Consider the following 23,285-nt stretch of genomic DNA (forward strand, 5'->3'; position numbering starts at 1 on the left):
TCAGGCGGCAGCGCACCCCGGGGGCGGGCCCCTGGACGTGAGGGAGTGGACGAGCAGACGTGACTTCGGCGCCCGCGCGCTGTGCCGTCCCCGCCACCGGGGGCGCGGGAACTCCGGCGGCACGGCCACGGCGAGCGCGAGCCGCAGCGGGGCCGCCAGGCGGGCGCCGACGGCCCTGGCGATCCGGAACGCGGCGCGCTCCCCGTACGCCAGCCACAGGCCGCACAGGAGCGCGGCGAGGAGGTGGGCGAGGAGCATGCCGGGGGACGACGTCGAGGCGTCCGCGCCGGAAGACGTCATGCCGTCGTGGGCGTGCGGCATGCCCATGTGGGCCATGGAAGGCATCTGGGACATGTCCATGCTGGCCATACCGGCCGTGTCCGGCGTGCCCGCGTGCTGGACGGCGGAGAACCCCTGGTGCAGCAGCGTCTGGACGGCGAGGACGCCCGCGACGACCGCCGGCAGCCCCCGCTCACGTCCGGCGAGCGTCCAGGCGACGGCCCCGGTGGCGCCGAAGGCCGCCGCGAGCGCCCACGCGGGCAGGCCCGCGCCGGACATCGTCACGTGGCCCAGGGCGGCGAGCAGCACACAGACGGCCGCGAACATCGCGGCTCTCCCTGTACGCGCGCACCACCCGGCAGTCATGGGGCCACATCCTCGCATCCGGGGTCAGGCCGTCGGCCTGGGGTACGGACACCACCCCCGCCGACCGCTCACTCTGAGGGGTGTGATCCACGCCACGCAAGAGGGCGGAGGCCATCGCCCTCGGCCCGGCTCAGGCGGTGCGCCCCGCCACGGCCCACCGGGACGGCAGCACGATGAGCGCGCCGTCGGCCGTGTGCTCGGTCGTCGTCAGGGGCGCCTGCCCGAGCGCCAGGACGGTGAGCCCCGCCGACGTCAGGTGGCCGGGCACGGCCGCGTCGGACACCGCTCCGGGAGCGATGCCGTGCCGGAAGATCGGGGCGACCTTGGGTGGCGGCCCCTCGGGACGGCGTGCGAGGCCGCCCAGGATCGCGCCGGCCTCCTCGGAGGGCTCGACCAGGAAGACGCGGCCCCGGGCCCCCAGAAGGGCCGCCACGGCCTCCGTGAGGGGCCCGCGGTCCTCGGGGCCGCACTGGTGCAGGAGGCCCCTCATGTAGACGTTCGCGTCGCCCAGTTCGTCGTGGAGGCGTTCGGCGGCGTCCCGGTCGACGGCGTCCAGGAACCGGTACTCCGCGCGCCCCTCGGGGTCGGCGCGGCGGGCGTGCTCCAGGGCGGCCTCGGCGAGGTCCACGCCGAGCACTCGCGTGAAGCGGGTCGCGAGGAACCGCGTCTGGGTCCCGTTGCCGCAGCCCAGGTCGATCAGCGGCAGCCCGGGGTCGAGGAGGTGCGGCGTGAACAGTGGCACGTGCGCGGCGGCGGTGACGTCCGGCTCCGCGTCCCAGAGCACCGAGCCGGGCTCCTGCGGCGCCTCCCGCCAGAACCCTTCCCACGCCTCCCGGTAGTGCTGTGTCACGCTCATGACCGACTCTCCCCAGGGTGCGTCGCGGACCGCCGTGCGCCGACGGGCGAGTACGGTCTACCGCGCCCCGCGCCCGCCCACAAGCACGCGTCCGCCACAGTCGCCTCCCGGCGGCACGGCGTCCCCGCGCTCACCGCCTCGGCAGCGTCAGTTCGAACCACACGCTCTTGCCGGCCCCCGACCGGCTGGCGCCCCACTCGCGCGCCAGCGTGCTCACCACCCGCAGTCCGCGCCCCGTCTCGTCCAGCGCGCCCGCGTCGAGGAGGGTGGGCAGTTCGTGGTCCGCGTCGTCGACCTCGCACAGCAGCGTCTCCCCGCGCACGAGCCGCACGGTGACGGGCCGCCCGCGCGCGTGCCGGACGGCGTTGGTGACCAGCTCGCTCACCATGAGGACCGTGTTGTCGACGAGGCGGGCGAGCCCCCAGTCGTACAGCTGCTCGGCGATCGCGGCCCGCGCGCGGCGGACCTCGGCGGGCTCGGGTTTCAGGCGCCACTCGGCGACGTCGTCGGGCTCGATGCCGTTGAGGCGGGCCATGAGGAGCGCGACGTCGTCCTTGCGGCCCCCGCGCGGGTTGAGGGCGCGGATGATCGTGTCGCAGGCGTCGTCCATGGAGGCCGCGGGGTGCGCGGCGGACTCGCACAGGGTCTCCAGGCCGACACCGATGTCCTCGCCGCGGATCTCGACGAGCCCGTCGGTGCACATGACGAGCCGGTCGCCGGGCTCCACGCGCAGGCGCACCGCCTCGAAGGGCACCCCGCCGACGCCGACGGGCGCGCCGGTGGGCAGGTCGAGGAGTTCGCTGCCCCCGTCGACGGCGCGCACCAGGACGGGCGGGATGTGGCCCGCGTTGGCGATGCTCAGCTCGCCGGCGATGGGGTCGTACACGGCGTACAGGCAGGTCGCGAGGTAGTCGCCGCCGAGCCGCTGCGCGAGGTCGTCGAAGTTGCGCAGGAGCTGCGCGGGCGGCAGGTCGAGGCCGGCCATGGTCTGGATCGCGGTGCGCAGCTGGCCCATCTTGGCGGCCGAGTTGAGGCCGTGCCCCATGACGTCGCCGACGACGAACGCGGTGCGCGCGCCGGGCAGTTTGACCGCGTCGAACCAGTCGCCGCCGATGCGCCCGAGCTGGGTGCCCGGCAGGTAGCGGGTGGCGATGTCGCAGCCGGCCATGCGCGGCGCGATGTGCGGCAGCATGCTGTCCTGAAGGGTCTCGGCGACCGCCTCCTGGTACGTGTACATGCGCGCGTTGTCGAGGACGAGGCCCGCGCGGGCGGCGAGTTCGGCGCCGGTGACGCGGTCCATGTCGTTGAACTCGGCGCGCTCCGGGTGGCGCAGCAGGATCATGAAGCCGAGGACGACGTTGCGCGCCTTGAGGGGGACGACGAGCATCGAGCGGCCCGTGATCAGGGGCCGGATGTCGCGCTTGTCGAACTGCGAGGCGATCGCGTGCCCCAGCCGCTCGTCGATCCTCGGCACGAGCACGGGTTCGCCGGTCGTCATGCACTGGAAGAACGGCGTGTGCGCGGGGAACGGCATGGCCTCGCCGACGGGCACGACGTCGTCCCAGCGGCCGGGTTCGTCGGTGTGCTCCAGGGCGACGCGGTGCCACATGGTCCGCGTGTCGGGCACGCCCTCGTCGAACGCCTCGCCGGCGACGACCTGTTCGCGCAGGTAGGTGCCGGCGACGTCGGTGAAGCGTGGGACGACGGCCCGGCTGACCTCGACGATGGTCCGCGCGAGGTCGAGTGACGTGCCGATGCGCCCGCTGACCTCGTTCAGGAACTCCAGGCGCTCGCGTACGGCGACGTACTCCAGGTCCTCGCCGTCGTCGGTGAGGTCGTCGGGCACGGGCAGGCCCTGGGCGGCGGCGCGGGCGGCGCGTTCGCGGCGGACCTTGCGTTCGGTGCGCCGCGAGACGCCCCAGTCGGGGGTGACGGGCACCTTCTCGTTCTGGCTGAACTCCAGGACGGGGTAGCCGAGTTCGAGCACCTGGGAGACGATCCGGGCGCTCTCGCCGACGCTCATGCTGGGCAGGATCTCGGGGAGCCCGCGCGCGAGGTTGTCGGCGCCGGTGAACTCGGTGTGCCGGGCGAACCCCGGGGAGACCCGCTCGACGCACACGGCGTCGTCCGGGGTCTCGTCGTACAGGACGGCCGCGTCGGCGGCGAGCACCAGGAGCCGTTCGGTGCCGGGGCCGAGCAGGGGGTACGCCCACCACAGGACGTCCGCGCGGTCGTCCCCGGGCACGCTGATGCGGGCGCGTCCGGCGGAGGGGTAGCCGAGGTCCGTGCCGAGCGCGGTGCCGTGGCCGTCGTACTCGGCGAGGACGTCGTAGGGGGTGGGGGCGGGGGTGTCCGCGGGGTCGGGGAGGGCGCCGGCGACGGGCAGCAGGTCGAGGGCGGGCCGGCCGATCGCGTCCTCCTTGGGGACGCCGAAGAGCCTGCGCGCGCCGGTGCTCCAGTGGGAGACCAGGCCCTCGTGGTCGACCACGGCGACGGCCAGCGGGACGCGTCCCGGGCCGGGAGGCGTGTCCCGCTCGGTGCCACGGTCCATGGCCCAGGCCCTCTCTCCCCAGAGCTTCACAAGATCTGTCCCGCAGCCACCACGGTACGGGGGCGGCGGGCCGGGATGTGCGGCATTGCTGGAATTGGTGCGAGCGGGGCGCCGCCGGGCGCACAGGGCGCTCGACAGGGCGTTCGTCCGCCGCCCCGCGCCCCGGTCCCGGCCTCGGTGGTTCACGCGCGCCCCCACGCCTCAGTCCTCGTACCCGAGCTGGAGGTCCCGTTCCGTCCGGCCGCCGCCCGCGACCTGGAGGACGGTGGCGACGGGCGGGTACCCGGCGGCGATGACGGTGTACTCGCCGGAGGACAGGTCGACGAACCGGAAGCTGCCGTCGGGGCCCGTGGTGAGGGTGTCGACGACGTTCCCGGCGGCGTCCAGGAGGGTCACGCGCGCGTCCTCGACGGGCCGGCCGCCGCCCGCGCGGACGGTGCCGCGCAGGACGGCGCCGCCCGCGAGTTCGACGTCCTGGCGGGTCTCGCGGGCCTGCTGGACGGTGACGGGCAGGGCGGCGGGCCGGAAGGCGGGCGCGCTCGCGGCGAGCGTGTACTCGCCGGCCACCAGCTCGGTCATGGTGTAGCCGCCCTCGCGTCCGCTGCGGGTGGCGGCGACGACCTCGCCGTGGACGTTGGTGAGGGTGACCGTGGCGTCGCGCACGGGGGCGCCGTCGGCGGTGACGACCGTCCCGGCGAGGCGTCCGGCGCCGCCGAGGACGATGTCGAGGTCGACGGGGCGTTCGCCGACGGTCACGGAGACGGCCTGCGGCTGGTGGCCGCCCGCGGCGGCGATCAGGACGTACGCCCCGGTGCCCGGGGTGGCGAGCGCGTACCGCCCGTCCTCACCGCTGGCGCCGCGCCCGATCTGGGTGCCGGCGACGTCGATGAGGGTGAGGGCCGCGCGCGGGACGACGGTGCCGTCGGGGTGCTGCACGGTGCCGCAGACGGCGATCCCGGCGGCGTACGCCGCGCGGGCCGTCGGGACGGCCAGGGGCTCGGTCTCCGTCTCGTTGTGGGACACGAGGGGTTTCTCCTTGAGGAAGAAGGCGAGGAACAGGCCGACGAGCAGGACCGGCACGAGGTACAGGAAGATCCTCGGCATGGCGTCGGCGTAGGCGCGAATGTAGGCGTCGCGCAGCGCCTGGGGCAGCGCGTGGACGAGCTGCGGGGTGAGCGATTCGGCGTCGGGCGGTGCGGCGCCCGCGTGCGCGGGGACGCGGTCGCGCAGGGCGTCGGCGAGCCGGTTCGCGAAGAGGGTGCCGAAGATCGCGGCGCCGACGCTGCCGCCGATCTGCCGGAAGTAGTTGTTGGCGCTGGTGGCGGTGCCGAGGTCGGCGGGGCGCACGGAGTTCTGCACGGCGAGGATCAGCACGGGCATGACCAGGCCGATGCCGGCCCCGAGGACGGCCATCCAGAGGCTGTAGTGCAGCCGGGGCGTGTCGGTCTCCAGCAGCGACAGCAGCCACATGCCGGCGGCGGACAGGGCGCCGCCGAGGAGCGGGTAGAGCTTGTAGCGGCCGGTGCGGCTGATGAGCTGTCCGGAGACGACGGAGGCGACGACGATGCCCGCCATCATGGGCAGCATCAGCAGCCCGGACTCGGTGGCGGAGGCGCCGTCGACCATCTGCAGGAAGGTCGGCAGGTAGCTGGCGGCGCCGAACAGGGCGACGCCGACGACCAGGCCGATCAGCGCGGTGACGTTGAAGACGGAGTCCCTGAACAGCCGCAGGGGGATGAGGGGTTCGGCCGCGCGGTGCTCGGCGAGCAGGAACAGCAGGCTCGCGAGGACGGCGCCGGCGCCGAGCCCGAGGATGGCGCGCGAGCCCCACGCGTACTCGGTGCCGCCCCAGCTGGTCAGCAGGACCAGGCAGGTCGAGGCGGCGGCGAGCAGCAGCGTCCCGAGGACGTCGAACCGGGGCCGTACCGTCGGTTTGGGCAGTTTGAGGACGACGGCGACGACGGCGAGGGTGACCAGCCCGAAGGGGACGTTGACGTAGAAGCACCAGCGCCAGGAGAGGTGGTCGGTGAAGTAGCCGCCGAGCAGCGGGCCCGCGACGGAGGCGAGGCCGAAGGCGGCGCCGATGAGGCCCATGTACCGGCCGCGTTCCCGGGGCGGCACGATGTCCGCGATGATCGCCTGGACGCCGATCATGAGCCCGCCCGCGCCGACGCCCTGGACCGCGCGGAAGGCGATCAGCTGGTCCATGGTCTGGGCGCGTCCGGCGAGCGCGGAGCCGACGACGAAGACGACGATGGCGAACTGGAAGACGCCCTTGCGGCCGAGGAGGTCGCCGAGCTTGCCGTAGACGGGCAGGCCGATGGTGGAGGTCAGCAGGTAGGCGGTGATCGCCCAGGACATCTTGTCCAGGCCGTGCAGCTCGCCGACGATCTTCGGGAGGGCGGTGGCGACGATCATCTGCTCCAGCGCCGCGAGGAGCAGCGCGAGCATGAGGCCGACGAAGACGAGCCGCACCCGGCGGGGGCTGAGCCCGGCGTCCTGGGGAGGGGGTGGGGGCGCGGCGGCCGGCGGGCTCGCGACCGCCGGCTCCTCCTGCACCAGAGTGATCCCGCCCACGTACCGCTCCCCTCGTCGCACTTGCCTCACAATTCCCGCGTAAAGCGACAACTCCTGGCAAGCGCGACGAGTTACGGCGCCGACCGGGTTCGGGGGATCAACCACCCGAACCAGTGAATTCGATCAACGGCCGTGGACCGGGCGGAACTTGACCGCGCGGCCCGGCGTTCTACTTCTCCACCTCGGCGGCGAGGTTGGCGAGGAGCGCGTCGTAGATGCGGGCGAGGCCCTTGGGGGCGAAGGTCTTCTCGAAGAAGCCGCCGATGCCGCCGGCACCCTGCCAGGTGGTCGTGACGACGACCCGCGCGCGGCCCTCGCCGGCGGGGGTGACGCGCCAGACGGTGACCATGGAGGAGTTGCGGTCCTTCTCGACGAGTTCGCCGTCGCTGGGCTCGGTCACCTCCAGGAGGCAGTCGCGCACGCGCTTCTTGGTGGCCTGGAGCTTCCAGTGGACGAGGGTTCCCTCGCCGTCGCCGCCCTCGCGCACCTCGAACTCGCTGAACTGTTCGGGCATGAGCTTCGCGCGGGGGCCGCTGTAGTCGGCGAGTGTGTCGAACACCGTCTCCGGGTCCGCCGCGACGACGCGCTCGGTGATGGCCTCGACCTGCGCCATGAGTTCCTCCAGGGCCTGTTTCTCGGGGTCGGGGCAAGCCAACCACCCCGCCCGTCGGCCGCCCAAATCGGGGGTCCCAAAGCGATCGGAAACGGCACTCGCACGATCATGGGAACACGTGTTCTATTCTGGGGTCAGTGCTACCCAGGAGGCGTCATGCGCTGGCAGAACCTCACCCAGGAGCCCGGCGAGCACGGCCGGGCGGCCGACCCCGCCCTGTTCGGCGCGGACGCGGTGACCACCCGCACCTTCGACACACCCGAGTTCCGGGGGATCACGTTCCACGAGGTGCGGGCCCGCTCGGTCCTCAACCGCGTGCCGGGCGCCTCCCGGATGCCGTTCGAGTGGACGGTGAACCCCTACCGGGGCTGCACGCACGCGTGCGTGTACTGCTTCGCCCGCCGCTCGCACGGCTACCTGGACCTCGACACGGGCATCGGGTTCGACACGCAGATCGTCGTCAAGGTGAACGCCCCCGAGGTGCTGCGCCGCGACCTCGCCTCGCCGCGCTGGCGCGGGGAACACGTGGCGATGGGCACGAACGTCGACTGCTACCAGCGCGCGGAGGGGCGCTACCGGCTGATGCCGGGCATCCTGGCCGCCCTGCGGGACCGCACGAACCCGTTCTCGATCCTCACCAAGGGCACGCTGATCCTGCGCGACCTCGACCTGCTGCGGCAGGCCGCCGAGGTCACCGACGTCGGCGTCTCCGTCTCGGTGGGCTTCCTGGACGAGGCGCTGTGGCGCACGGTGGAGCCGGGCACCCCGGTACCCGAACGGCGCCTGGAGGTCGTGCGGGCGCTCACCGGGGCGGGGCTCGGGTGCGGGGTGCTGATGGCGCCGGTGCTGCCGTTCCTCAGCGACCACCCCGATCAACTGCGCGCCACCGTGCGGGCGATCGCCGCCTCGGGCGCGACGTCGGTGACGCCGCTGACGCTGCATCTGCGGCCCGGCGCGCGCGAGTGGTTCATGAGCTGGCTGGCGCGCCACCACCCGCATCTGGTGGCCCGCTACGACCGGCTGTACGCGTCCGGCGCGTACGCCCCGAACTGGTACCAGCGCCGGATCACCCGTCAGGTCCACGAGCTGGCCCGGGAGTACGGCATCGGGCCCACGCGCGGGGGGATGCCGCGCCGGCCGCCGCAGCCCGGTGACGCGGAGGAACCGGAGCCGGCCGGGCCGGTCCAGCTGAGCCTGCTCTGAGCGCGTCCGGCGGCTCCTTTCGGGTCAACTATGGGCGGAACGGGTTCTTCCGGCCGTAGTTGTCGGGACGATGCCGCGTGGGCCGTCGACCCGCGCGGCCCCGGCAGTCCCTGGGAGGCTCCATGAGAAAACGCGCAGCCGTACTGTGCGGTGCCGCCGCCGTCGTGGCCGCGACGCTCACCGCCGCGCCCGTAGAGGCCGCTCCGGCGCCGGCCGCCGCGAAGCTCGCCTGGAAGAGCTGCGGCACGTCCGACCACCCGACGCTCCAGTGCGCGTCCCTGAAGGTGCCGCTCGACCACGACAACCCGCGCGGGCGCCAGATCACGCTCGCGCTGTCGCGCGTCCCGCACACCGCGAAGCGGTTCCAGGGGCCGCTGCTCGTCAACCCCGGCGGGCCCGGCGGCAGCGGGCTGTCCCTCGCCGGGTTCGTCGCCTCGACGCTCCCCAAGGGCGTCGCCGCGCAGTACGACGTCATCGGCTTCGACCCGCGCGGGGTCGGGAAGTCGACGCCCGCGCTGGACTGCAAGCCCGGCCACTTCGATCCCGTGCGGCCCGACTCGGTGCCCGTCACCCCGGCGATCGAGCGGGCCAACCTCAAGCGGGTCCGGTCCTTCGCGCAGGCGTGCGGGAAGAAGTACGCGAAGCTCCTGCCACACATCGACACCGTGAGCGCCGTGCGCGACATGGACGCCATCCGCGCGGCCGTGGGCGCGCCGAAGCTGAACTACTTCGGGTACTCGTACGGGACCTACCTGGGCGCCGTCTACGCCAAGCTGTACCCGCAGCGCGTGCGCCGGCTGGTGCTCGACTCGATCGTCGACCCGACGGGCGTCTGGTACGACGACAACCTCGCCCAGGACCTCGCCTTCAACGACCGCCACCGCGCGCTGATGGCCTGGATCGCCCAGCACGACGCCGTCTACCGCCTCGGCACCGACCCCGAGAAGGTCGAGACGAAGTGGTACGCGATGCGCGCGGCGCTCGCGAAGAAGCCGGCCGGCGGGAAGGTCGGCGCGTCCGAGCTGGAGGACACGTTCCTGCCGGGCGGCTACTTCAACGGCTACTGGCCCCACCTCGCCGAGGCGTTCGCCGCGTACGTCAACAGCAAGAACGCGGCCCCGCTGGTCGCCGCGTACGAGACCTTCGCCGCCGTCGACGCGTCCGGGGACAACGGGTTCAGCGTCTACACCTCGGTGCAGTGCCGGGACGCCGCCTGGCCGCGGGACTGGGAGCGGTGGCGCGCCGACAACTGGGCTACGTACGCCAAGGCGCCCTTCATGACCTGGAACAACGCCTGGTACAACGCGGCGTGCGCGTTCTGGCCGGTGAAGCCGCTGCGCCCGGTGAACGTCACCAACCACAAGCTCCCGCCGGTCCTGCTGTTCCAGGCGACGAACGACGCCGCGACCCCGTACGAGGGCGGCGCGCTCACCCACGCGCTGCTGCGCCGCTCCAGCCTCGTCGTCGAGGAGGGCGGCGGGAACCACGGCATCACGCTCAGCGGGAACGCCTGCCTCGACAAGCACCTCGCCGCGTACCTCACCGACGGCACCGTGCCGCGCTCCGACGGCGGCCCCGTCGACGCGGTCTGCCCCAGCCTCCCCGACCCCAAGCCCCGCACCGACAAGGCCGCCGCCCCCTCCACCCACGGCTCCACCCTCCACGGCCTCTTGGGCTTCCGGGGCTGAGCCGCAGGTCAGGGGCGCTGCCGGGCCCTGATTCCCGACGCCGTCGGGGGCGTTGTCAGACCCGTGATCCAAGATGGACCCATGAGCGATCTGACCCGCCTCCCGGCCCCCGACGGCGTCGCCCCCGCCGCGCAGTACACCCACGTCGTCACCGGCACCGGTCGCCTGGTCGCCGTCTCCGGTCAGCTCGCCCTCGACGAGAAGGGCGAGCTGGTCGGGGCGGGGGATCCCGCCGCCCAGGCCCGCCAGGTCTTCGACAACCTCCGCCGCTGCCTCGCCTCGGCCGGCGCGGGCTTCGACGACGTCGTCAAACTCACCTACTTCGTCACGGACATGGCGTACATGCCCGCGATCCGGGAAGCGCGCGCCGCACACATACCCGACGACCGGCTGCCCGCCGCCTCCGCCGTCCAGGTCGCCGGGCTGGTGCGGCCCGAATTCCTCATGGAGATCGAGGCGTTGGCGGTGACCGCCCCGTGACGCCGCTCTCCGTCCGGCCCATGACCCTCGCGGACTGCGACCGTGTCGCCGAGATCCGCGTGCGGGGGTGGCAGAGCGCCTACCGGGGGCTGATCCCGCAGGACCACCTCGACGCCCTCTCCGTCCGCGCGGACGCCGCGCGGCGCCGGGAGCACCTTGAGCGGGCCGGGGCGGAGGTGGTGAACCTCGTCGCCGAGCGGGCGGGGACGGTCGTCGGGTGGGCCTGTCACGGGCCGTACCGGGAGGGGGACGCGCGTACGGCGGACGCGGAGTTGTACGCGCTGTACGTGGACGCCGGGGAGTTCGGTACGGGGGTCGGGCGCGCGTTGTTCCAGGAGACCGTGCGGCAGGTCTCCGTGCGAGGGCCGCGTCGGCTGTACCTGTGGGTGCTGAAGGGGAACGTGCGCGCGCGGCGGTTCTACGAGCGGGCGGGGCTGCGGGCGGACGGGGTGGAGGAGCCGTTCGAGGTGAGCGGGGTGGCGGTGCCGGAGGTGCGGTACGCGGGGGAGGTGGGCGGGTGATGCCGAGGGGCGCCGGGACGGGTGGGGCCGCGAGTTGCCGGGCACCCGGCAAGCCGTTGAGCCCGGGTGACACCGGGTATCCGGAAGGCGGGCGAGCCCCGCGTGGGGCACCGGCCGTCGAACCCCGACATGACGCCGCTGGGCCGTCGGCCCGCCCCGCCGCTCAGGCGCCCCCGCGCGGTGTCAGCCCTCCCCCGGCAGGCGGGCCAGTGCGCGTACCGCCGCCTCCGCCAGTGCCGGATGGGCCAGGGCTTCGCGCAGGACCGGGCGGGCGCGGGGGTCGGCAAGGGTGGCGAGGCCGTCGATGCAGGCCAGGGCGATGCGGCGGTAGGGGTCGTGGGGGGTGAGGCGGCGGTGGAGGGTCGTGATGAGGGCCGGGGTGGATTCGGGGGCCGCGAGGGTCGTGAGGAGGCGGACGGGGTGGAGGGCGTAGGCGACGCGGAGTTCGTTGGTGGCGAGGGCGGCGGCGGCGCGGGCGGTGCGGGGGTCGCCGAGGCGGGCCAGCGCGTGGGCGGCGGAGGCGCAGCGCGGGGGGTCGCGGTGGTTGAGGAACAGGACGAGGGATTCGAAGGCGCGCCGGTCGCCCGCGAGGCCGAGGCGGAACGCGGCCAGCTCCCGTGCCCACAGCGGCTGTCCGGGTTCGGTCAGTACGGCGGCCAGCGCGTCCGTGTCGTCGGTCGTCGCGAGCCGCTCGAAGAGCGCGCCCCCGCCCGACTCCCGCCGTAAGCGCTCCGTGAGCGATCGCGACTCCTCGTCCATGATTCAGAGCGTAGGCGGGGTGCGACCAGGAGGGGAACGGGTTGACGAAGTCCACCCGTTCCAGGGGCTGGCGCGCTCGTTACTCACCGGTTAAGCTCATACGAGCGGGACACCCTCTCGCGCACCTCCTCATGGCGGCCTGGTGACGCAGCCGCCATGGGAAGCACGACCCGGCTCCGGGACAGGGCCGGTCGGATCAGCAAGGCGCCGTACGGCAGGCGGGCGTGTGCACGCCCCCCGTCGACGGCCCCGGGCGTGTGCGCTCGCAGCCCGGCATCACCCGCACCCCTCAGCCCGGCATCACCTGCACCTCCGGGCATGCCTTCCGCACCTCCGTGCACCCCTTCCGCGCCCCGCGCGCCCCCTCGGCGCACCCGGCGCTCTCCCAGTCGTCACCTCTTTCCTGGAGTCCCGCGATGGCCGCTCCCCTGTCCCCTTCCACCGCCCCCGCCTCGACCGCCTCCCCCGCCCCCGCCGGCACCGACGGCACCGCCCTGCGGACCGTCGCCGTCGTCGGTCTCGGCACGATGGGCACCGGCATCGCCGAAGTCCTCGCCAAGGCCGGCCGCCAGGTGATCGGCATCGACATCAGCGCCGCCCAGACGGCCCGCTGCGTCGCCGAACTGGAGACCTCCACCGCCCGCGCCGTCGCCCGGGGCCGCCTCACCGAACGGCAGCGCGCCGACGCGCTCGCCCTGGTCCGCACGACGACCGACCTGCGCGAGGCGGCCGGCGCCGACCTGGTGATCGAGGTCGCGCCGGAGTCGTACGAGGTCAAGCAGCGGCTCTTCCGCGAACTGGACGCCGTCGTGCGCCCCGACACGATCCTGGCGACCGGCACGAACGCCCTGTCGGTGACCCGGCTCGCGGCCGAGTCACAGCGCCCGGAACGCGTGCTGGGCCTGCACTTCTTCAACCCGGCGCCCGCGATGAAGCTGGTCGAGGTCGTCTCGTCGGTGCTGACCGCCCCGCAGGCCGTCACCCGGGTCACCGAGCTGGCCGTCGAGCTGGGCAAGGAGCCGGTGGCCGTCGGCGACCGGCCGGGGTTCGTCGCGGACGGCCTGCTGTTCGGCTACCTCAACCAGGCGGCGGCGATGTACGAGGCGCGCTACGCCTCCCGCGAGGACATCGACGCGGCGATGCGCCTGGGCTGCGGCCTGCCCATGGGCCCGCTCGCCCTGCTCGACCTGATCGGCGTCGACACCGCGCGCACCGTCCTGGACGCCATGTACGCCGCCTCCCACGACCGTCTGCACGCCCCCGCGCCGGTCCTCAGGCAGCTCAGCGAGGCGGGGCTGACGGGCCGCAAGGCGGGCCGCGGCTTCTACACGTACGAGGCGCCCGGCAGCGCGGTCGTCGTCCCGGACGCCCTCACGCCGCTGCCCGGCGGCTCTGGCGTCCCCGGCCGCCCGGTCCGGTCGGTCGGTGTCGCCGGGTCGGGGACCATGGCGTCCGGGATCGCCGAGGTCTTCGCGAAGGCCGGGTACGACGTCGTCCTGGCCGCCCGCAGCGAGGAGAAGGCCACCGCCGCGAAGGCCCGGATCGGGTCGTCCCTCGCGCGCTCCGCCGCCAAGGGGCGGCTCACCCCCGAGGCGGCGGCCGGCGCGCTGGAGCGGATCACGCCCGCCGGGTCCTACGAGGCGTTCGCGGACGTCGACCTCGCCGTCGAGGCCGTCGCGGAGGATCTGGCGGTCAAGCAGCAGTTGTTCGCGACGCTGGACAAGGTGTGCAAGCCGGGGGCGGTGCTGGCGACGACGACGTCGTCCCTGCCGGTGATCGCGTGCGCGCGGGCGACGTCGCGGCCGCAGGACGTCGTCGGGATGCACTTCTTCAATCCCGCACCGGCGATGAAGCTGGTCGAGGTCGTCCGTACAGTGTTGACGGCGGACGATGTCCGATCAACGGTTGACGAGGTCTGTGCGGTGATCAAGAAGCATCCCGTCAACTGTGGAGACCGCGCCGGGTTCATCGTGAATGCCCTGCTGTTCCCGTATCTCAACAACGCGATCAAGATGGTCCAGGAACACTACGCGTCTCTTGACGACATTGACGCGGCGATGAAGCTGGGCGGCGGCTACCCGATGGGCCCCTTCGAGCTCCTGGACGTCGTCGGCCTGGATGTCTCGCTCGCCATCGAGAAGGTCCTGCACCGCGAGTTCCGCGACCCGGGCCTCGCGCCGGCCCCGCTTCTGGAGCACCTGGTCGCCGCGGGCTGCCTCGGCCGCAAGACGGGCCGCGGCTTCCGCGAACATGCCAGGCGCTGACGCCTTCCGGGAGGCGGCGGACTGGGGCGGACTGCTCGATTCCGCAGGCCGGGCGGACCCCGGACCTGCGCATCGAGCCGCACGCATGCAGTACGTTCGGGTCATGTCCCAGCCCGCCAAGTCCTCCCGTACCCCCGCCCCGTCCGACGCGCCGGAGAGTGCCGCAGGCAGCCGTGCCGCCGCCCAGCGGCTCAAGATGCGCCGAGAACTGGCGGCCGCCGCGATGGAGTTGTTCGCGACGAAGGGCTACGAGGGGACCACCGTCGACGAGATCGCGGCAGCGGCCGGGGTCGCGCGCCGTACGTTCTTCCGCCACTTCCGGTCCAAGGAGGAGGCGATCTTCCCGGACCACGACGACACCCTGGTGCGCGCGGAGGCGGTGCTGAACGCCGCCCCGGCGCACGAACACCCCCTCGACACCGTGTGCCGCGGCATCAAGGAGGTCATGCGGATGTACGCGGCGCGGCCGGAGATCTCGGTCGCCCGGTACAAGCTGACGCGCGAGGTGCCCACCCTGCGCGAGGCGGAGATCGCGTCGGTGGCCCGCTACGAGCGCCTGTTCACCCGTTACCTCCTGGGTCACTTCGACGAGCACGCGCACGACGACGACGCGAACGACGACCCGCTGCTGGCCGAGGTCGCCGCCTCGGCGGTGGTCACCGCCCACAACCACGTGCTGCGGCGCTGGCTGCGCGCGGGCGGCCAGGGCGATGTCGAGGCGCAGCTGGACCACGCCTTCGGGATCGTGCGCCGCACCTTCGGCACCGGCATCGGGCTCGGGCGCGCGACGACGGCCCCCTCCCCCGCCGCCCCGGCCCCGGCGTCGCTGTCCACGCAGGGCGAGGTCCTGGTGACGGTCGCCCGCACGGACGCCCCGCTGGACGAGGTCATGCGGGCCATCGAGCAGGCGCTCAAGGAGCGCTGACCCCCGCACGGACATCTCTGTGACGACGGCCACCCCACCGGGTGGCCGTTTTGGCATGTCAGAGGGCGTTTTCACCCGCCTCCGAACCCCCACTTGATCGATCATCGCTCACTTGTCAAGTAAAGATTTCATCTGAGCGCAATTCCTGGCACCCAGTGCCTTGCCGAGTGACACGGGGTGCCATACCGTGAAGTCGTCCGGGTGGCCGGCGGACGGCGACAAGCCGTACGCCGGTTGTCCCCGCGCACCACGTCGCCGCGCACCCGGACGCCTGCGTCACAGGCAACCTCCCGCGCCACAAAGCGCCGCCGCACCACAGAAGCCAGCACCCTCACCGCGCCCTCCCCTCAGGGGCGCACACCGCCGGAGGCAACACCGTGACCGTGAAGGACATCCTGGAGGCGATCCAGTCGCCACAGACGACACCGGCCGACTTCGCCGCCCTCCCGCTGCCCGAGTCGTACCGCGCGATCACCGTCCACAAGGACGAGACGGAGATGTTCGCGGGGATGACGACCCGCGAGAAGGACCCGCGCAAGTCGCTGCACCTGGACGAGGTGCCGGTGCCCGAACTCGGGCCCGGCGAGGCCCTGGTGGCGGTCATGGCGTCCTCGGTCAACTACAACTCCGTGTGGACGTCGATCTTCGAGCCGCTGTCGACGTTCGGGTTCCTGGAGCGCTACGGCAAGCTCAGCGAGCTGACGAAGCGTCACGACCTGCCGTACCACGTCATCGGCTCCGACCTCGCCGGCGTCGTCCTGCGCACCGGGCCCGGCGTCAACGCGTGGCGGCCCGGGGACGAGGTCGTCGCGCACTGCCTGTCCGTCGAGCTGGAGTCCTCGGACGGCCACAACGACACGATGCTCGACCCCGAGCAGCGGATCTGGGGGTTCGAGACGAACTTCGGCGGGCTCGCGGAGATCGCGCTCGTCAAGTCGAACCAGCTGATGCCGAAGCCGGCCCACCTCAGCTGGGAGGAGGCGGCCTCGCCGGGGCTGGTCAACTCGACGGCGTACCGGCAGCTCGTCTCAGGCAACGGCGCCGGGATGAAGCAGGGCGACAACGTGCTGATCTGGGGCGCGAGCGGCGGACTCGGCAGCTACGCGACGCAGTTCGCGCTCGCGGGCGGCGCCACCCCGATCTGTGTCGTCTCCAGCCCGCAGAAAGCCGAGATCTGCCGCCGGATGGGCGCGGAGGCGATCATCGACCGGACCGCCGAGGGCTACCGGTTCTGGAAGGACGAGCACACCCAGGACCCGAAGGAGTGGAAGCGGTTCGGCAAGCGCATCCGTGAGCTGACCGGCGGCGAGGACGTCGACATCGTCTTCGAGCACCCGGGCCGCGAGACCTTCGGCGCCTCGGTGTACGTCACCCGCAAGGGCGGCACGATCGTCACCTGCGCCTCCACCTCCGGCTACACCCACGAGTACGACAACCGCTACCTGTGGATGTCGCTCAAGCGGATCGTCGGCTCGCACTTCGCCAACTACCGCGAGGCGTGGGAGGCCAACCGCCTGGTCGCCAAGGGGAAGATCCACCCGACGCTGTCCAAGGTGTACGCCCTGGAGGAGACCGGGCAGGCCGCGTACGACGTCCACCGCAACCTGCACCAGGGCAAGGTCGGCGTGCTGTGTCTCGCGCCCGAGGAAGGTCTGGGCGTGCGCGACCACGCCAAGCGGGCCGAGCACATCGACGCCATCAACCGCTTCCGGAACGTCTGAGGGCACCCGATGACAGAGCGCCAGAAAGACCGCCCGTGGCTCATGCGGACGTACGCCGGGCACTCCACCGCCGAGGCGTCCAACGAGCTGTACCGCCGCAACCTCGCCAAGGGTCAGACGGGTCTGTCGGTCGCCTTCGACCTGCCGACCCAGACCGGCTACGACCCCGACCACGTCCTCGCGCGCGGTGAGGTCGGCCGGGTGGGCGTGCCGGTGGCCCACCTCGGGGACATGCGGCGGCTGTTCCAGGACATCCCCCTGGAGCGGATGAACACCTCGATGACGATCAACGCGACCGCGATGTGGCTGCTGGCGCTCTATCAGGTCGTCGCCGAGGAGCAGGGCGCGGACGTCGAACAGCTCCAGGGGACGACACAGAACGACATCGTCAAGGAGTACCTGTCGCGCGGGACGCACGTCTTCCCGCCGGGGCCCTCGCTGCGGCTGACGACGGACATGATCTGTTACACGGTCAACCACATGCCGAAGTGGAACCCGATCAACATATGCAGCTATCACCTCCAGGAGGCGGGGGCGACGCCCGTCCAGGAGATCGCGTACGCGATGTCGACGGCGGTCGCGGTGCTGGACGCCGTCCGTGACTCCGGGCAGATCCCCGAGGAACGTTTCGGTGACGTCGTCGGCCGGATCTCCTTCTTCGTCAACGCGGGCGTCCGGTTCATCGAGGAGATGTGCAAGATGCGGGCGTTCGGCCGCATCTGGGACCAGGTGACGCGCGAGCGGTACGGCATCGAGGACCCCCGGCAGCGCCGGTTCCGCTACGGCGTGCAGGTCAACTCGCTGGGGCTGACGGAGGCGCAGCCGGAGAACAACGTCCAGCGGATCGTGCTGGAGATGCTGGCGGTGACGCTGTCGAAGGACGCCCGCGCGCGGGCCGTGCAGCTGCCGGCGTGGAACGAGGCGCTGGGGCTGCCGAGGCCGTGGGACCAGCAGTGGTCGCTGCGGATCCAGCAGGTGCTGGCGCACGAGAGTGACCTGCTGGAGTACGAGGACATCTTCGCGGGGTCGCACGTCGTCGAGAAGAAGGTGGACGCGCTGGTCGCGGACTCCCTCGCGGAGATGGCGCGGATCGAGGAGATGGGCGGTGCGATGGCCGCCGTGGAGTCGGGGTACCTGAAGTCGCAGCTGGTGGCGTCGCACGCGGAGCGCCGGGCTCGTATCGAGTCCGGTCAAGAGTTGATCGTCGGCGTCAACGCGTTCAACACGACCGAGCCCAATCCACTCACCGCCGACCTCGGTCAAGCGATCCATACAGTTGATCCGGCTGTCGAGGAACGTGTCGTGGAGGCCGTCGGGCAGTGGCGTTTCACCCGGCAGGAGTCGTCCGACCGGCAGGGCATGGGCGATCCGTTCCACTATCCGACCGTCCGCCAGGCGCTCGACCGTCTGAAGGAGGCCGCGCAGGGGACGGAGAACCTGATGGAGGCCACCTTGGAGTGCGCCCGCGCGGGGATCACGACCGGCGAGTGGGCGGGCGCACTGCGCGAGGTGTTCGGCGAGTTCCGGGCGCCGACGGGCGTCTCGTCGGCGCCGGTCGCGGTCCCGGTGGAGGAGGGTTCGGCGCTGGCCGAGGTGCGTCGCAAGGTGGACGTCACCGCGCGGGAGCTGGGCTCGGGCAAGCTGCGGTTCCTGGTGGGCAAGCCGGGGCTGGACGGGCACTCCAACGGCGCCGAGCAGATCGCCGTGCGCGCGCGGGACGCGGGTTTCGAGGTCGTCTACCAGGGCATCCGGCTGACGCCCGAGCAGATCGTGGACGCGGCGCTCGCGGAGGACGTGCACGCGGTCGGCCTGTCCATTCTGTCCGGCTCGCACGCCCGGTTGGTGCCGGATGTCCTGGAGCGGCTGCGTGTGGCCGGTGCCACAGACATTCCGGTGATCGCCGGTGGCATCATCCCCAGCGGTGACGCCGAAGAGCTGCGGGCCGCAGGTGTGGCCGCCGTCTTCACCCCGAAGGACTTCGACATCACCGGGATCATCGGCCGCATCGTCGACGAGATCCGCACAGCGAACCGGCTCGACCCCCTGGAGGTCCCCGCATGACGCCCGTCAACCGCCTGCGCCCCCGCCGCTCCTGTCTGGCCGTTCCGGGGAGCAACCCGCGCTTCCTGGAGAAGGCGCAGGGCCTCCCGGCGGACCAGGTGTTCCTGGACCTGGAGGACGCGTGCGCGCCGCTCGCGAAGCCGGAGGCGCGGCACACCATCGTCAAGTTCCTCAACGAGGGCGACTGGACGGGCAAGACGCGGGTCGTGCGCGTCAACGACTGGACGACCGAGTGGACGTACCGGGACGTCGTCACGGTCGTCGAGGGCGCCGGGCAGAACCTTGACTGCGTCATGCTGCCGAAGGTGCAGAACGCGCAGCAGATCGTCGCCCTGGACCTGCTGTTGACGCAGATCGAGAAGACCATGGGCTTCGAGGTCGGCCGCATCGGCATTGAGGCGCAGATCGAGAACGCCCAGGGACTCAACAACGTCAATGAGATCGCCCAGGCCAGTCAACGTGTCGAGACGATCATCTTCGGTCCGGCCGACTTCATGGCGTCGATCAACATGAAGACCCTCGTGGTCGGCGAGCAGCCGCCGGGCTACCCGGCGGACGCCTACCACTACATCCTCATGAAGATCCTGATGGCGGCCCGCGCGAACGACCTCCAGGCGATCGACGGCCCCTACCTCCAGATCCGCAACGTGGACGGCTACCGCGAGGTCGCCCGGCGGGCCGCAGCGCTCGGCTTCGACGGCAAGTGGGTGCTGCACCCGGGCCAGGTCGAGGCGTCCAACGAGATCTTCTCGCCGTCGCAGGAGGACTACGACCACGCCGAGCTGATCCTCGACGCGTACGACTACTACACGTCCGAGGCGGGCGGGAAGAAGGGCTCGGCGATGCTCGGCGACGAGATGATCGACGAGGCGAGCCGCAAGATGGCGCTGGTGATCTCCGGCAAGGGCAGGGCGGCGGGCATGACCCGGACGTCGAAGTTCGAGATCCCGGAGGCGTGAGCGCGATGCAGTTCGGGCGCACCTACGAGGAGTTCGAGGTCGGGGCCGTCTACAAGCACTGGCCCGGCAAGACGGTCACCGAGTACGACGACCATCTCTTCTGCCTCCTCACGATGAACCACCACCCGCTCCACATGGACGCCAACTACGCCGAGAACACGACGGACTTCGGCAAGAACGTGGTGGTCGGGAACTACGTCTACTCGCTGCTGCTCGGCATGTCCGTGCCGGACGTCTCGGGCAAGGCGATCGCCAACCTGGAGATCGAGTCGCTGAAGCACGTCGCGCCGACGTTCCACGGCGACACGATCTACGGCCAGACGACGGTGCTGGACAAGTGGCCGTCGAAGTCGAAGGACGACCGCGGGATCGTCCACGTCGAGACCAAGGGCTACAAGCAGGACGGCACGCTGGTGTGCGTGTTCCGACGCAAGGTCATGGTGCCGACGGAGACCTACATCAAGGAGCGCGGCGGCGAGCAGCCCGGCCGCCCGGAACTTCAGGAGGGCTGAGTCACCATGGCACGCCTCGCGCAGACCGCCGGCCTCACCGACGTGCAGGCCGAAATCCTGTCCACCGTACGGGACTTCGTCGACAAGGAGATCATCCCGGTCGCGACGGAGCTGGAGCACCGGGACGAGTATCCGCAGCAGATCGTGGACGGGCTCAAGGAGTTGGGCCTGTTCGGGCTGATGATCCCGGAGGAGTACGGCGGTCTGGGCGAGTCGCTGCTGACGTACGCGCTGTGCGTGGAGGAGATCGCCCGGGGCTGGATGTCGGTGTCCGGGATCATCAACACGCACTTCATCGTGGCGTACATGCTCAAGCAGCACGGCACGAAGGAGCAGAAGGAGCACTTCCTGCCGCGGATGGCCGCAGGGGACGTCAGGGGCGCGTTCTCGATGTCGGAGCCGGGCCTGGGTTCCGACGTGTCGGCGATCACGTCGAAGGCGGTCAGGGACGGCGACGAGTACGTCCTGAACGGCCAGAAGATGTGGCTGACGAACGGCGGGACGTCGTCACTGGTCGCCGTTCTCGTGCGAAGTGACGAAGGACACCCGGAGGGTACGGCGCCCCACAAGTCGATGACGACGTTCCTGATCGAGAAGGAGCCGGGCTTCGGCGAGGTCCGGCCGGGCCTGACGATCCCCGGCAAGATCGACAAGATGGGGTACAAGGGGGTCGACACGACCGAACTGGTCATGACTGACCTGCGCCTTCCGGCCGACCGCGTGCTCGGCGGCGCCACCGGCCGAGGTTTTTACCAAATGATGGACGGCGTCGAGGTTGGCCGCGTGAATGTCGCGGCGCGTGGCTGCGGCGTCGCTCAGCGTGCCTTCGAGTTGGGTGTCCGGTACGCCCAGCAACGTCACACCTTCGGCAAGCCGATCGCCCAGCACCAGGCGATCCAGTTCAAGCTCGCGGAGATGGCTACCAAGGTCGAGGCCGCCCATGCGATGATGGTCAATGCGGCACGCAAAAAGGACTCGGGTGAGCGAAACGACCTGGAGGCCGGGATGGCGAAGTACCTCGCCTCCGAGTACTGCAAGGAGGTGGTCGAGGACGCTTTCCGGATCCACGGCGGCTACGGCTTCTCCAAGGAGTACGAGATCGAGCGCCTGTACCGCGAGGCGCCGATGCTCCTGATCGGTGAAGGCACCGCCGAGATCCAGAAAATGATCATCGGCCGAAGGTTGCTCGAAGAGTATCGATTCCAGGGCTAGATATACCGGTTGGGGGTGTTTTCTTCGAGAAGAAGGTCACACCCCGTCAACCCGTCTCAGCCGCCGACTCGTCTTCCTGGCTTACCCAGTTGTGGTCGTGAACCGCTACGATCGCCGGAAAGCCGCCGTCCCCCGTTCAGAGCGCGGCATCATCCGCTACGAAGGTCATCCATGCCCCACAGCCAAACCTCTGCACCTCGCGACAGCCTCGCCGGCGTACGCCTTGCGCGCGGAGCATCGCCGTGGCTTCTCCCGACCGTCGCCACCGCAGCCGTCAGCCTGGTCCGCGCCCGCCGCTCGGGCGCCGCGAAGGCAGTCGCCGTGCCCGCCACCGCGCTCGCGGCGGGCATGCTGTGGTTCTTCCGCGACCCCGAGCGAGAGATCGCCTCGGGCCGGGTCATCTCCCCCGCCGACGGCGTGGTGCAGAGCATCATGCCGTGGAAGGACGGGCGCACCCGGGTCGCGATCTTCATGAGCCCGCTCAACGTCCACGTCAACCGCGCGCCCCTCGCGGGCACGGTGACGTCCGTGGAGCACGTGCCGGGCGGTTTCGTCCCGGCGTTCAACAAGGAGAGCGAGCACAACGAGCGGGTCGTCTGGCACTTCGACACCGAGCTCGGTGACATCGAGATGATCCAGATCGCCGGCACGGTCGCCCGCCGCATCGTCCCCTACATCCCCGAGGGCACGAAGGTCGAGCAGGGCGAGCGCATCGGTCTGATCCGGTTCGGTTCGCGCGTGGACGTCTACCTGCCCGAGGGTATCGAGGCCGCCGTCGAGGTCGGGCAGAAGACCGTTGCGGGGGTGACTCGTCTTGACCGTGATTGACCCTGAGACGCAGACCGGCTGGGTGCCGGAGGCCGACGACGCGGACGACGAGGAGGAGATGCCCCTCTCGCTGCGGCTGTCGATAGCGGACGCCCTGACGCTCGGCAACGCCACCTGCGGCTTCATGGCGGTGTACTTCACCACCACCGGCATCCTCATCCCGCACCTCACCGGCAGCCAGGAGACCGGCATGGCGCGCAGCAGCGCGGCCACCGCGGTCATCCTGATGCTGTGCGCGGCGGTCTTCGACCTGTTCGACGGCCTGGTCGCCCGCAAGCTGCGCTCGTCCCCGATGGGCGCGGAGCTGGACAACCTCTCCGACCTGGTCAGCTTCGGTCTGGCCCCGGCGTACTTCGTCCTCGTCTACGGCATGGTCGCCAACGACGCGCACCAGCGGGTGGCGGCGGTCGGCGCGGTCGTGGTGCTGCTCGCGGTGGTGCTCAGACTCGCGCGCTTCTCGTGCGTGACGCCCGCGAACGGCATGTTCCAGGGCATGCCGTCGCCGTTCGGCGCGCTGACGGTCGTCGCGATCGTCCTGCTGGAGCTGCCTTTCGTGGCGACGCTCCTGGCGATCGTCGGGACGGCCTGGCTGATGGTGAGCCGCGTCGAGTACCCGAAGCCGCGCGGGCCGCTCGCGGGGGCGATGCTCTCGTGGATCGTCCTGTCGATGGGCATGCTCGCGGCGTGGGCGTTCGGCGCCCCCGGCGGGCAGCTCCTCCTCCAGACGGGCTGCGCGCTCCAGCTCGTCATGGGCGCGGTCATCCCCCTGTTCGCCACGGCCCGCCGGGTGAACAACTTCCGCGACAACCGCCGCGAGGCGCGCACGGCCCAGCTGCCGTAACCGCCCGCCACGCGTACGAAGCGCCCCGGACCTCTTCCAAGGTCCGGGGCGCTTCGGCGTTCCGCGGGT

At 71.7% G+C, this 23,285-nt stretch carries 19 protein-coding genes; 13 read left to right on the forward strand and 6 right to left on the reverse strand.

Translation table 11 applies throughout. From position 1 onward, the window contains the following. The 5 genes from IAG44_RS07345 to IAG44_RS07365 all read right to left on the reverse strand — a co-directional run bounded on the left by IAG44_RS07345 (position 1) and on the right by IAG44_RS07365 (position 7,242). The gene (locus IAG44_RS07345; protein WP_187746311.1) at positions 1-645 is read right to left on the reverse strand and encodes a hypothetical protein; all 645 of its coding nucleotides are present in this window, start codon (positions 643-645) and stop codon (positions 1-3) included. Positions 646-775: 130 nt separating this feature from the next. Continuing rightward, complete coding sequence (locus IAG44_RS07350) at positions 776-1,501, reverse strand: class I SAM-dependent methyltransferase (protein ID WP_187746312.1); 726 nt, start codon at positions 1,499-1,501, stop codon at positions 776-778. A gap of 130 nt (positions 1,502-1,631) precedes the next feature. Continuing rightward, the gene (locus tag IAG44_RS07355) at positions 1,632-4,052 is read right to left on the reverse strand and encodes a SpoIIE family protein phosphatase (RefSeq protein WP_187746313.1); all 2,421 of its coding nucleotides are present in this window, start codon (positions 4,050-4,052) and stop codon (positions 1,632-1,634) included. A gap of 201 nt (positions 4,053-4,253) precedes the next feature. Then, positions 4,254-6,629, reverse strand: a complete 2,376-nt coding sequence (locus tag IAG44_RS07360; protein ID WP_187746314.1) for an MFS transporter — start codon at positions 6,627-6,629, stop codon at positions 4,254-4,256. 169 nt (positions 6,630-6,798) lie between these two features. Further along, positions 6,799-7,242 carry an SRPBCC family protein gene (locus tag IAG44_RS07365; RefSeq protein WP_187746315.1) on the reverse strand — a complete coding sequence of 148 codons (444 nt, stop codon included), beginning with the start codon at positions 7,240-7,242 and terminating at the stop codon, positions 6,799-6,801. Between the two features lie 156 nt (positions 7,243-7,398). Here IAG44_RS07365 and IAG44_RS07370 point away from each other — a divergent pair, with 156 nt between their 5' ends. The 4 genes from IAG44_RS07370 (at position 7,399) to IAG44_RS07385 (ending at position 11,134) form a co-directional block, all read left to right on the forward strand. Beyond that, positions 7,399-8,445 (forward strand): Rv2578c family radical SAM protein, encoded by a 1,047-nt coding sequence (locus IAG44_RS07370; RefSeq protein ID WP_187746316.1) that lies wholly within the window; start codon positions 7,399-7,401, stop codon positions 8,443-8,445. Positions 8,446-8,567: 122 nt separating this feature from the next. Next, positions 8,568-10,133, forward strand: coding sequence for an alpha/beta hydrolase (locus IAG44_RS07375; protein WP_187746317.1), 1,566 nt, complete (start codon positions 8,568-8,570; stop codon positions 10,131-10,133). Between the two features lie 81 nt (positions 10,134-10,214). Further along, positions 10,215-10,613, forward strand: coding sequence for a RidA family protein (locus IAG44_RS07380; RefSeq protein ID WP_187746318.1), 399 nt, complete (start codon positions 10,215-10,217; stop codon positions 10,611-10,613). 20 nt (positions 10,614-10,633) lie between these two features. Next, a complete protein-coding gene (locus IAG44_RS07385; RefSeq protein WP_187746319.1) occupies positions 10,634-11,134 on the forward strand; it encodes a GNAT family N-acetyltransferase in 501 nt (166 codons plus the stop codon). 183 nt (positions 11,135-11,317) lie between these two features. Here the strand turns inward: IAG44_RS07385 and IAG44_RS07390 are convergent, their stop codons facing one another. Continuing rightward, entirely contained in the window at positions 11,318-11,893 is a 576-nt protein-coding gene (locus IAG44_RS07390) for an adenylosuccinate lyase (protein ID WP_187746320.1), read from the reverse strand. A gap of 416 nt (positions 11,894-12,309) precedes the next feature. Here IAG44_RS07390 and IAG44_RS07395 point away from each other — a divergent pair, with 416 nt between their 5' ends. The 9 genes from IAG44_RS07395 to pssA all read left to right on the forward strand — a co-directional run bounded on the left by IAG44_RS07395 (position 12,310) and on the right by pssA (position 23,216). Next, positions 12,310-14,157: a 3-hydroxyacyl-CoA dehydrogenase family protein gene (locus tag IAG44_RS07395; protein ID WP_187752554.1), complete on the forward strand. Its 1,848-nt coding sequence runs from the start codon at positions 12,310-12,312 to the stop codon at positions 14,155-14,157. Positions 14,158-14,242: 85 nt separating this feature from the next. Next, positions 14,243-15,082, forward strand: a complete 840-nt coding sequence (locus IAG44_RS07400) for a TetR family transcriptional regulator (RefSeq protein ID WP_187746321.1) — start codon at positions 14,243-14,245, stop codon at positions 15,080-15,082. 383 nt (positions 15,083-15,465) lie between these two features. Further along, positions 15,466-16,803, forward strand: a complete 1,338-nt coding sequence (ccrA, locus tag IAG44_RS07405) for a crotonyl-CoA carboxylase/reductase (RefSeq protein WP_187752555.1) — start codon at positions 15,466-15,468, stop codon at positions 16,801-16,803. 9 nt (positions 16,804-16,812) lie between these two features. Continuing rightward, positions 16,813-18,864: a protein meaA gene (locus IAG44_RS07410; RefSeq protein WP_187746322.1), complete on the forward strand. Its 2,052-nt coding sequence runs from the start codon at positions 16,813-16,815 to the stop codon at positions 18,862-18,864. Beyond that, the gene (locus tag IAG44_RS07415; RefSeq protein WP_187746323.1) at positions 18,861-19,823 is read left to right on the forward strand and encodes an HpcH/HpaI aldolase/citrate lyase family protein; all 963 of its coding nucleotides are present in this window, start codon (positions 18,861-18,863) and stop codon (positions 19,821-19,823) included. The genes IAG44_RS07410 and IAG44_RS07415 overlap by 4 nt, the downstream gene beginning before the upstream one ends. Before the next feature lie 5 nt (positions 19,824-19,828). Then, on the forward strand, positions 19,829-20,335 hold the full coding sequence (locus IAG44_RS07420; RefSeq protein ID WP_187752556.1) for a MaoC family dehydratase: 507 nt from the start codon (positions 19,829-19,831) through the stop codon (positions 20,333-20,335). 6 nt (positions 20,336-20,341) lie between these two features. After that, the gene (locus tag IAG44_RS07425; RefSeq protein ID WP_187746324.1) at positions 20,342-21,547 is read left to right on the forward strand and encodes an acyl-CoA dehydrogenase family protein; all 1,206 of its coding nucleotides are present in this window, start codon (positions 20,342-20,344) and stop codon (positions 21,545-21,547) included. A 171-nt stretch (positions 21,548-21,718) separates the two neighbouring features. Next, positions 21,719-22,375, forward strand: coding sequence for a phosphatidylserine decarboxylase (locus IAG44_RS07430; protein ID WP_187746325.1), 657 nt, complete (start codon positions 21,719-21,721; stop codon positions 22,373-22,375). Continuing rightward, entirely contained in the window at positions 22,362-23,216 is an 855-nt protein-coding gene (gene pssA, locus IAG44_RS07435) for a CDP-diacylglycerol--serine O-phosphatidyltransferase (protein ID WP_246561564.1), read from the forward strand. Before IAG44_RS07430 ends, pssA begins: the two co-directional genes overlap by 14 nt. The last annotated feature ends 69 nt before the right edge of the window (positions 23,217-23,285 follow it).

It is taken from the genome of Streptomyces roseirectus, assembly GCF_014489635.1.
GTDB lineage: Bacteria > Actinomycetota > Actinomycetes > Streptomycetales > Streptomycetaceae > Streptomyces > Streptomyces roseirectus.

Bases quoted from the DNA above. Each gene is read 5' to 3' on its own strand.
- IAG44_RS07345 (WP_187746311.1), bottom strand. From the start codon at position 645: ATGACTGCCGGGTGGTGCGCGCGTACAGGGAGAGCCGCGATGTTCGCG.
- IAG44_RS07350 (WP_187746312.1), bottom strand. From the start codon at position 1,501: ATGAGCGTGACACAGCACTACCGGGAGGCGTGGGAAGGGTTCTGGCGG.
- IAG44_RS07355 (WP_187746313.1), bottom strand. From the start codon at position 4,052: ATGGACCGTGGCACCGAGCGGGACACGCCTCCCGGCCCGGGACGCGTC.
- IAG44_RS07365 (WP_187746315.1), bottom strand. From the start codon at position 7,242: ATGGCGCAGGTCGAGGCCATCACCGAGCGCGTCGTCGCGGCGGACCCG.
- IAG44_RS07370 (WP_187746316.1), top strand. From the start codon at position 7,399: ATGCGCTGGCAGAACCTCACCCAGGAGCCCGGCGAGCACGGCCGGGCG.
- IAG44_RS07375 (WP_187746317.1), top strand. From the start codon at position 8,568: ATGAGAAAACGCGCAGCCGTACTGTGCGGTGCCGCCGCCGTCGTGGCC.
- IAG44_RS07380 (WP_187746318.1), top strand. From the start codon at position 10,215: ATGAGCGATCTGACCCGCCTCCCGGCCCCCGACGGCGTCGCCCCCGCC.
- IAG44_RS07385 (WP_187746319.1), top strand. From the start codon at position 10,634: ATGACCCTCGCGGACTGCGACCGTGTCGCCGAGATCCGCGTGCGGGGG.
- IAG44_RS07390 (WP_187746320.1), bottom strand. From the start codon at position 11,893: ATGGACGAGGAGTCGCGATCGCTCACGGAGCGCTTACGGCGGGAGTCG.
- IAG44_RS07395 (WP_187752554.1), top strand. From the start codon at position 12,310: ATGGCCGCTCCCCTGTCCCCTTCCACCGCCCCCGCCTCGACCGCCTCC.
- IAG44_RS07400 (WP_187746321.1), top strand. From the start codon at position 14,243: ATGCAGTACGTTCGGGTCATGTCCCAGCCCGCCAAGTCCTCCCGTACC.
- IAG44_RS07410 (WP_187746322.1), top strand. From the start codon at position 16,813: ATGACAGAGCGCCAGAAAGACCGCCCGTGGCTCATGCGGACGTACGCC.
- IAG44_RS07415 (WP_187746323.1), top strand. From the start codon at position 18,861: ATGACGCCCGTCAACCGCCTGCGCCCCCGCCGCTCCTGTCTGGCCGTT.
- IAG44_RS07420 (WP_187752556.1), top strand. From the start codon at position 19,829: ATGCAGTTCGGGCGCACCTACGAGGAGTTCGAGGTCGGGGCCGTCTAC.
- IAG44_RS07425 (WP_187746324.1), top strand. From the start codon at position 20,342: ATGGCACGCCTCGCGCAGACCGCCGGCCTCACCGACGTGCAGGCCGAA.
- IAG44_RS07430 (WP_187746325.1), top strand. From the start codon at position 21,719: ATGCCCCACAGCCAAACCTCTGCACCTCGCGACAGCCTCGCCGGCGTA.